Source organism: Mycobacterium hubeiense (genome assembly GCF_002838065.1).
Lineage (GTDB): Bacteria > Actinomycetota > Actinomycetes > Mycobacteriales > Mycobacteriaceae > Mycobacterium > Mycobacterium hubeiense.
Genome location: NZ_PIZU01000079.1, coordinates 1 through 8091, shown reverse-complemented (window position 1 = coordinate 8091; position 8091 = coordinate 1). Strand labels below are relative to the sequence as shown.

The following is an 8091-nucleotide window of genomic DNA, read 5'->3' as shown; positions in this document are numbered from 1 at the left end:
TACTACCCGTCCGATCGCGGCTGGAAGTTCGGCGGGCCGCTTGAGCGGTTCATGCACAGCGTCGGGATGTTCGCGCGAACCGATCCGCTCAGACTGGACGGTTTCGACGGTTCCGGCGCCGACTACCTTGACAGGTACAAAGATCGCATCGGAGACGGTGAGACCGTCATCGCCTCCCCCCACAAGTTGGTGGGCCCTCAGTCCAACGATCTGGTTCTTCAACTCCGCAAACGCGCAGTGACACAAGTCATTCTGGCGGGGATGGCCGCCAATTTGTGTACGGAAAGCCATCTACGTGAACTCATCGAGCAAGGATTCGAAGTTGTCGTCGTCCGCGATGCCACGGCAGGTCCTCGACTGCCCGAGGGTGACGGATACCTGGCGGCACTGGTCAACTTTCGGTTTCTCGCTTCGGCGACATGGACGACAGCACAAACCGTGACGGAGTTGACCAAACCTCGATGAGTCACCCGATGCCTCAGTCTCTCGACAACGATTGTTCATGGGGCAGACCGGAATTGCGCTCCGCCGTCGAATCTGGTCCGCGCCGACATCGCGGGATGCTTCTAGCTCAGCTAGCTAGCTGCCATTCACACCGCGGCATGGATAGATTGCACGAATGGTTCGGCGATATCCAAGAACTGGTCGGGCATCGAAGAGAACGGGAGATGTCCTGTGTTCAATACTTCGATTCGCGACCCGGCAATGAGCTTGTGCGCCACCTTGCCGTAACGCACGGGAACGATGGGATCCCGTTTCCCCCAAATGATCAGCGTCGGTGCCTTGATCCCGGCGGCGCGCCCGGTGAGGTCGAAGCCGGGATCGTTGAAGCTGCGCCATAACGACGAGTACGTTGCCTGCCCGGCTGCGGTGGTGGCGAATCGGCTGACCCGCTCAACGACGGCGCGGTCGTTGTCGTTTATCGCTTTCATGTACGTGCGGATGATGCGCGGCAGCCAGCGCCGCGCGACCAGCGACGATCCGAATGCTCGGCAGTAGGCGCGGGTGATCACCGATCGTTTGGTGAATCCGCCCGGTTGAACCAACACAAGTCCGGCGACCCGGTCGGGATGGTCCAAGGCCAGGCGGGCTGCCGCGAAGCCGCCGATCGAGTTGCCGATGAACACTGCCGGTTCGAGGGCGAGCTTGTCGACGAACTCGGCGAGTGTGTCTGCGATCGCACGGGCGGTGACGTCGGTCTTGATATCGGACTCGCCGTGGCCGGGCCAGTCGATTGTAATCACCCGATATTGCTGGGCCAGCGCCGGGACGATCGGGTCGAAGTCATGATGATCGTGCAGGTTGGCGTGCATCAAAACAACGGGTGGGCCTTCTCCGGTTTCCTCGTAGGCCACGTTCCCCGCCGCCGTCTGCAAGTTCCGCACTGCGCCCTCCCTTACCCTTGTCCTGCACCGATCGGGAATTCCGAGCTAATTCATTGACCGTCCGGTCGGTCGTATGATTGACGGTACAAGCCGTTCCCTTGAGGTGCAAGGAACCGGCTTGACTCGCGTAAAGTGCCCGCGACATGGTGACCGTCGTCAGGCATGGGAAGTGGGCTGTCGATGGTCCAACGACCGGCTCAATTACCTGACCCCGATCATCAAACCCATCGGGTACGCCAGCAGCGCTGACGGCCGGTGTCGCCGTCTTTGCGGCGCCCCCACAGACCCCGCTGCAGCGGCCGCTGGCGGCCGGAACGCTCAGCCCTGCGCAGCATGCCGAGCTGACCACCTACCGCGACAGCCTAAATCCCGCCCAATTCGCCCGTCGGACCGCCGACCTGCAGAACCGGCTGCTGGTCCTGACCAAGGAGAAAACCGAACAGCTCTACCTCGCCAGCCTGCCAACCGCCCTGCCCGTCATCCGCAAGGGCACCCGGATCAAAGCCGTCTGAACCGCACCCTATTTCGCGGGCAAAACTATCGGCACGGATCAACTTTCGCGGGCATCTTGATCAGAGGCATCACGGGAAGCGTCGAGCCCGGGATTCGGAAATGTCGCCAGACTCCGTTCTTCGCGCAGGTGCTACGCGAATGGGGTAGCGCCCAGGACGCGTTGCACGTCGGGTTTCATCTGTTGGAGTTGCTGGCCCCAATATGCCCAGCTGTGGGTGCCACTGGTCGGGAAGTTGAACACGCCGTTCTTACCGCCGGCGGCGATGTAGCGTTCCTGGAAGCTCTTGCTCGTGCGGCCCAGGAAGCTCTCAAGAAATTTGGCGGCGGCGAGGTTGCCCCCGCTGGTTCCGGCGTCGAAGTCTGACGACTTGCCGGTGCCCGAGTAGATCCAGATGCGGGTGTTGTTGGCCACCAGCTTGTCGACATTGACATACGGGTCGTTGCGCTGCCACGCGGGGTCACTGGAGGAACCCCACATGTCGGAAGGACTGAAGCCCCCGGCATCGCCCATCGCAATGCCGATCAGCGTCGGCCACCAGCCCTCCGACGGATTCAGCGCACCAGACAACGAAGCCGCGTAGACGAATTGGTCGGGATGCCAGATCGCCAAATTCAGCGACGACGCCCCCGCCATCGACAGGCCCACCGCGGCGTGGCCAGTGGACGACACCCCTCTGTTGGCCTCAAGCCAGGCCGGCAGCTCCGCCGTCAGGAAGGTCTCCCATTTGTAGGTGAAAATGCCGGCCTTGCCCCTGGCCGGCTGGTACCAGTCACTGTAGAAACTCGACTGCCCGCCGACGGGCATGATCACCGACAAGCCGGATCCGTCGTACCACTCGAACGCCGCGGTGTTGATGTCCCAGCCGTTGAAGTCGTCTTGCGCGCGCATCCCGTCGAGCAGGTAAACCGCGTGCGGCCCTCCGTACTGAAATTGAATCCGGATGTCTCGACCCATCGATGGCGAGGGTACATCCAGATACTCCACCGGAAGCCCTGGACGAGAAAACGCCTGCGCTGTAGGCAATCCCGCAGCGACTCCTAGCAACACGAGGAGTACTCCCCCGAGGGCGGCGACCGCCAGGCGGCGCGACAAGTCCCACAACTTCACGACAAACCTGATCATGATCGCCCCAATCCGCCTCGTAAACCAATTCAGTGACCGACTGGTCGGTCATAATGCTAATGTATCGCAGGGCATCGTCAATCGCGGGAGCGCACGGGCGGCTCCGGCGTGATGCCGCGTGATTGGCCAACCTCGACAGGAAGGACGCCGGCGATGGCCGACGACGCTCTCGACGATTTCATCCGTGGTGAGTTCACCCACGCGGGCAAGACGCGAACAGTGTTCCGGCTGGGTGCTGGACCCGCTGTCATCGTGATAGCAGAGATGCCGGGGATTACTCCGCGGGTGCTCGAATTCGCCCGCAGGCTGCCAGAACTCGGATGTACCGCGGTCTTGCCTCACCTTTTCGGCGACCCAGGCCGTGACCCCAACCCGGACGCGCACGGAAAAATGGCCGCTGTGACGAACTTTCTCGGTTCCGCCGCCCGGGTCTGTGTCAGCAAAGAGTTCGTCACGTTGGCATCCGGGAGGACATCGCCGATCGTTCACTGGTTGCGGGCATTGGCCGCGAACGAACACGAAAAGTGCGGCGGGCCAGGGGTAGCGGCGGTCGGCATGTGTTTCACCGGTGGCTATGCGTTGGCCATGGCGGTAGACGATCGCCTTCTCGCGCCCGTGCTTTCCCAGCCCTCCCTGCCGCTGCCACTGACCGGGCAGCAGAGACGTTCCATGGACATCAGCCCGGACGACCTCGCTCGCGTCAAACAGCGTTGCGCCAACGGGTTGTCGGTTCTGGGCTTACGCTTCCGCAGCGATGTTTTTGTGCCGGCCGAACGATTTGCGTTCCTTCGTCAACATCTCGGCGACGCGTTCATCGCCGTAGAACTCGATGACCGGGACGCGAACCCGGCCGCCACGCTGCCGCCCCACTCGGTGCTCACCGAGCACCTCATCGACACTCCCGGGACGGCGACACACGCAGCGTTGCATCAGGTACTGGACTTCATCCATCGGCGCCTCGTCCGTGCCGAGCAAATCGACGGATCGCATTGACCATGACTACGCGAACAATCGTGTGCGTCGGCGATAGCAACACCCGCGGCCACTACGGTGTGGGCTACGTGCCGCAGCTCGCCGCGAGGCTGCACCCCCACGACCTCACCGTTACCGGCGCCGGGGTCAACGGCGACTGCTCGGCAAATGTGCTGCAGCGCATCGATGCGATCATTGCGCAGCAGCCCAGCGCGGTCGTCGTACTGATCGGCACCAACGATCTGTGGAGCACGCTCAGCGAGGCCAACGCACGCCGAATGGTCCGACGGAAGAAGCTGCCGGCGCCGCCCACCCTCGGCCGATTTCAGGAGAACCTCGCGGCCATCGCGGCGAGGTTGTGCGCGCAGACAGATGCGTCGATCGCACTGATGTCACCACCGGTGTTGGGGCAGGACATCGGCTCACGTGCCGGTCATGCCGGTGAACAGTTCAGCGCGGCTGTCGAGGAAGTCGCTGCGGCGCACGATGTTTCGTACCTTGCGCTCTACGAACGCCAGCGCGAGTACCTCCGTGAAAGTCATGCCCCGACACTGCCGCTGCCACCCGGCACGCTCGAGCGCTACACCTCGGTCCTGCAGCACCGCATCCTGCGACGTTCCTATGACAGCATCGGCCGCAGCCGAGGTCTCGTCCTCACCGCCGATTTCATCCACCAGAACACCCGCGGCGCCGCGATGATCGCAGAATTGATCGAGGGCTATGTGCACCGCACGGTACTGGCGAGAGCCGATGAGGCGTGACTCCACCCTAGTTATTGACCGACCGGACGGTCACTGACTAGGGTGAACGTTGTTGCTAATGAGGAGGGACTTTGCATGTACGCTCCGCCGCCTGAGGCCGCATTCGCTGAGAAGCTGGCCTTCTACCGCACCCAGCACACGAGTCGAGGGGTGAAGGCCGCCCACCTGGTCGGCGCCCCGGCGATCATCTTCGGGATGCCGCTGGTTTTCGCTAAACCGAGGGTGGGGGTGTCGATGTTCGTCGGCGGCTGGGCGGTGAACATCTTGGGTCACATCGTTTTCGAGAAGAACCTGCCGTCAACACCGAAAGGTTGGCTCACGTATCAGTTGACCGGACTGATTCACGTGTCGGAAATGTATGGCGAGATGTTGGCACGCCGCAGCCAGCGACGCGCTCGGCGCCGAAAGGCCGTCAGCGAAGAACTGACGGCCCGCGCCCCGCGCCTCGTTTCGGCGATCTCGACCAGCGCGCCGAGCGCCGCGCCCGAACCGGCGTCGTGAACCTGACCGAGCGTCGCGCTTACGGCCGAGCGGTACCAGCTTCAACCGGTAGTGTCGCGGCGATGACTCTGCGTCAAGAAACCGCTGCGCGCACCCGGCAGTCACTGGTCGATGCCGGGCTGCGCATTGCCGAGCAGTCAGGACTGTCGGGCCTGAGCGTGAACCGTGTGGTGGACGAGGCCGGCGTGTCGAAGGGAACGTTCTTCCACCATTTCGGCGACCGTGCGAGTTACCTCGTTGCGCTGCACCGCGGCTTCCATGACCGCATCTTGGCCGACACGATCACTGCTATCGCTGACCGCAGCCCTGGCGTGGATCGGCTATTGCTCGGCGCCGGCACCTATCTCGATGTCTGCCTGCGCGAACGTGGCGTTCGGGCGCTGCTGCTCGAAGCTCGTGCCGAACCGGCGATCACCGAGGAGGTGCGCGCACGCAACGCGGCCACTGCGACACTGTGCGAACCGGACTTTCAAGCAATGGGCTGGCCACATCCCCACCAGAGCGCTCAGCTGTGGGTCGGCATGGTCGCGGAGGCGGCCCTGGTCGAGTTCGACGCCGGCCGCAAGCTCACCCGGCTGCGGACCGCCCTCGCAGGCTTCCTCGGCGCTGAAGCCGGCCGCACGTGAGGGCGTAATTCCACCCGACCGTCCGTCGGCGTCGCCTGAAAATTGACCCCGTAGTCGACCCCAAATTTTGACTCCCTTCGACCGACTCTCGGCGGATGAGCCGAGAGGAGAAGTGAGTGGTTGTCACTGGAGGACTGGGCTGAGATCCGCAGGCTGCGTCGGGCGGAGGGTTGTCGATCAAGACGATCGCCAGGACGTTGCGAATCTCCCGGAACACGGTGCGTTCTTGCGCTGGCGTCGGAGGGGCCGCCGGAGTATGTGCGCAAGCCGATGGGTTTGGCGGTGGGTGCATTCGAGGACGCGATCCGGGCCCAGCTGTAGGAAGTGCCGACGATGCCGGCCGCGGTGATTGCCGAGTGGGTCGGCTGGACGGGTGGGATAACATTGTTCAAGAAACGTATCCGGGAGGTGCGTCCGGTCCATTTGCCGCCGGATCCGGCGAGCCAGACGACCTATGCCGCCGGGGATATCGCCCAGTGCGACTTATCGTTTCCGCCGATCACGATCCTGGTCGGCTACGGGCAGTGGCGCACCCGATGCAGCTTCCGGTGCTGACCATGGTGTTGGGCTATTCACGGTGGTTGTCGCCGATCTGCGCTGTGAGCGCGACTTTCGCGGTTTGCGTCTCATTCATCGACGTGCCCGCTGTACGAACCACCCTGCGCACCGTGGTTGGGTAGCGATGAATCCATGGTTGCGCGCGCTCGAGTTGCGCTGCAATCCGGAGAAGGTCGCCATCTGCGCCCCATCGCCCGAGGAACTGCACTCCTAGCGGTAGGCCGGTTTGCGTCCAGTGCATCGGTACGCTGATCGCTGGACGGCCGGTGAGGTTGGCGGCTTGGGTGTACGGGACCCAGCTCAGGTTGTCGTGGACGATTTGGTCAAGAATTCCGGTGCGGATCAATGCCTTTCCGCCGCGGACGCCGGCGGTCAACCGTTCCAGTCCGCGCAGCGCACGGGGTGTGGTGCCGGCACCCACGACGGGCGGTGGTGCGGCGAGAGTCGGGGTGAGGAGAACGTCATGGCATGCGTGAAACGCTGTCAGTGATCGGATGTGGTCATTCACCTTGCTCAGCGCGCTCCGCAGGGCGTCGAGGCCGGCTGCTCGTCCGAGCTCGGCGGCGGCGAGTGTGTCAGCTTCGAAATGGCGGTTGCGGGCTCCGAAGCGCTGTTTGATTGACGAGACCTCGTGATGCAGACTGGCGAACCATACGACGAGGAAATCGCGTGCTAACGCGGCGTCGTCATAGGGCGGTTCAACGGGTTTCACGTCGTGGCCGAGTTCGGTGAGGAGCCGCGCGGTGTTCTCCACTGCGGTGATGGCTTCGGGATGCGGGCTGTGGTTGATCGCCGATGTGTACGTGTAGCCGACTCTGAGCTTCGGCGGAGGGTCGTGAATCTGTTTGATGAAAGGATTGTTGGGGCGGGCTGTTTGGTCACTGGGTGCCGTGCGGTCGCCGACGAGGGCGTCGTAGAGGCTGGCGCTGTCGCGGACCGTGCGGGAGAGCACGCCCTGGGTGACCATGCCGAAATGTGCCTCGCCGGTTCGTGATCGATCAATGATGAGGCCGCGGCTGTCTTCAGCCCTATGAGGCCGTTGCACGCCGCGGGGATGCGTATGGATCCGCCTCCATCGTTGGCGCCAGCCGCGGGAACGATGCCCGCGGCCACCGCGGCGCCTGATCCGCCGGATGACCCGCCGGGGTGTGGCGTGTATTCCAGGGATTGCGGGTAGGTCCCCAATATTCGGGTTCGGTGACAGCTTTCGCGCCGAGCTCTGGGGTGTTGGTGTGACCGACAATCACCAGACCGCAGTCAAGGAAGCGCCGGGTGACGTCCGCGTTCTCTGTTGCTATGACTGTGGCCATGGACCGTGAACCATGTGAGCACGGCTGACCGATGTATTCCTGCCCAAGGTCTTTGAGCAGGAAGGGCACACCGGCCAATGGCCCGTGCAGGTCGGTGGCCGCTGCCCGAGCGCTCGCCGGTGCGCCGATTTCTCGGACGACTGCATTTAGTAGCGGGTTGACTGTGCCCATTCGTTGACGTGCCAGGCGTAGCAGCTCGGCCGCGGTGACTTCCTGGCGGTCAACGAGATCGGCGAGCGCGACGGCGTCATAGGAGATGTACTCATCAATGTTTATCGTTTGCGCTGCTTTCCTTGTGCGGGTGTGTTGACCGGCACCCAGGATGAGCATGTCGGCGGCGTT

8 protein-coding genes and 2 pseudogenes are annotated in these 8091 nt (G+C 63.4%); 6 read left to right on the top strand and 4 right to left on the bottom strand.

The window, feature by feature from the left end:
- On the top strand, positions 1-465 hold a 465-nt coding region (locus CWS39_RS27725), incomplete at its 5' end, for a cysteine hydrolase family protein (protein WP_142386965.1).
- A gap of 125 nt (positions 466-590) precedes the next feature.
- Here CWS39_RS27725 and CWS39_RS27720 read toward each other — a convergent pair.
- From CWS39_RS27720 to CWS39_RS27710, 3 genes are all read right to left on the bottom strand, one after another.
- Complete coding sequence (locus CWS39_RS27720) at positions 591-1385, bottom strand: alpha/beta fold hydrolase (RefSeq protein ID WP_102146042.1); 795 nt, start codon at positions 1383-1385, stop codon at positions 591-593.
- A 362-nt stretch (positions 1386-1747) separates the two neighbouring features.
- A complete protein-coding gene (locus CWS39_RS29900) occupies positions 1748-1939 on the bottom strand; it encodes a hypothetical protein (RefSeq protein WP_233213739.1) in 192 nt (63 codons plus the stop codon).
- 89 nt (positions 1940-2028) lie between these two features.
- Positions 2029-3021 (bottom strand): esterase family protein, encoded by a 993-nt coding sequence (locus CWS39_RS27710; protein WP_102146041.1) that lies wholly within the window; start codon positions 3019-3021, stop codon positions 2029-2031.
- A 153-nt stretch (positions 3022-3174) separates the two neighbouring features.
- On the opposite strand from CWS39_RS27710, the gene CWS39_RS27705 reads away from it, so the two are divergent.
- The 5 genes and pseudogenes from CWS39_RS27705 to CWS39_RS27685 form a co-directional block, all read left to right on the top strand.
- The gene (locus CWS39_RS27705) at positions 3175-4014 is read left to right on the top strand and encodes a dienelactone hydrolase family protein (RefSeq protein WP_102146040.1); all 840 of its coding nucleotides are present in this window, start codon (positions 3175-3177) and stop codon (positions 4012-4014) included.
- A gap of 2 nt (positions 4015-4016) precedes the next feature.
- The gene (locus tag CWS39_RS27700; RefSeq protein ID WP_102146039.1) at positions 4017-4754 is read left to right on the top strand and encodes an SGNH/GDSL hydrolase family protein; all 738 of its coding nucleotides are present in this window, start codon (positions 4017-4019) and stop codon (positions 4752-4754) included.
- A gap of 75 nt (positions 4755-4829) precedes the next feature.
- Entirely contained in the window at positions 4830-5255 is a 426-nt protein-coding gene (locus tag CWS39_RS27695) for a DUF962 domain-containing protein (protein WP_102146038.1), read from the top strand.
- 62 nt (positions 5256-5317) lie between these two features.
- Positions 5318-5881, top strand: coding sequence for a TetR/AcrR family transcriptional regulator (locus CWS39_RS27690; RefSeq protein WP_102146037.1), 564 nt, complete (start codon positions 5318-5320; stop codon positions 5879-5881).
- 120 nt (positions 5882-6001) lie between these two features.
- Positions 6002-6474 (top strand): annotated as a pseudogene (locus tag CWS39_RS27685) (IS21 family transposase); the annotation flags it as partial.
- Between the two features lie 74 nt (positions 6475-6548).
- On the opposite strand, the pseudogene CWS39_RS29895 reads toward CWS39_RS27685, so the two are convergent.
- Positions 6549-8025, bottom strand: a pseudogene (locus CWS39_RS29895) (amidase); the annotation flags it as partial.
- Positions 8026-8091 lie beyond the last annotated feature (66 nt).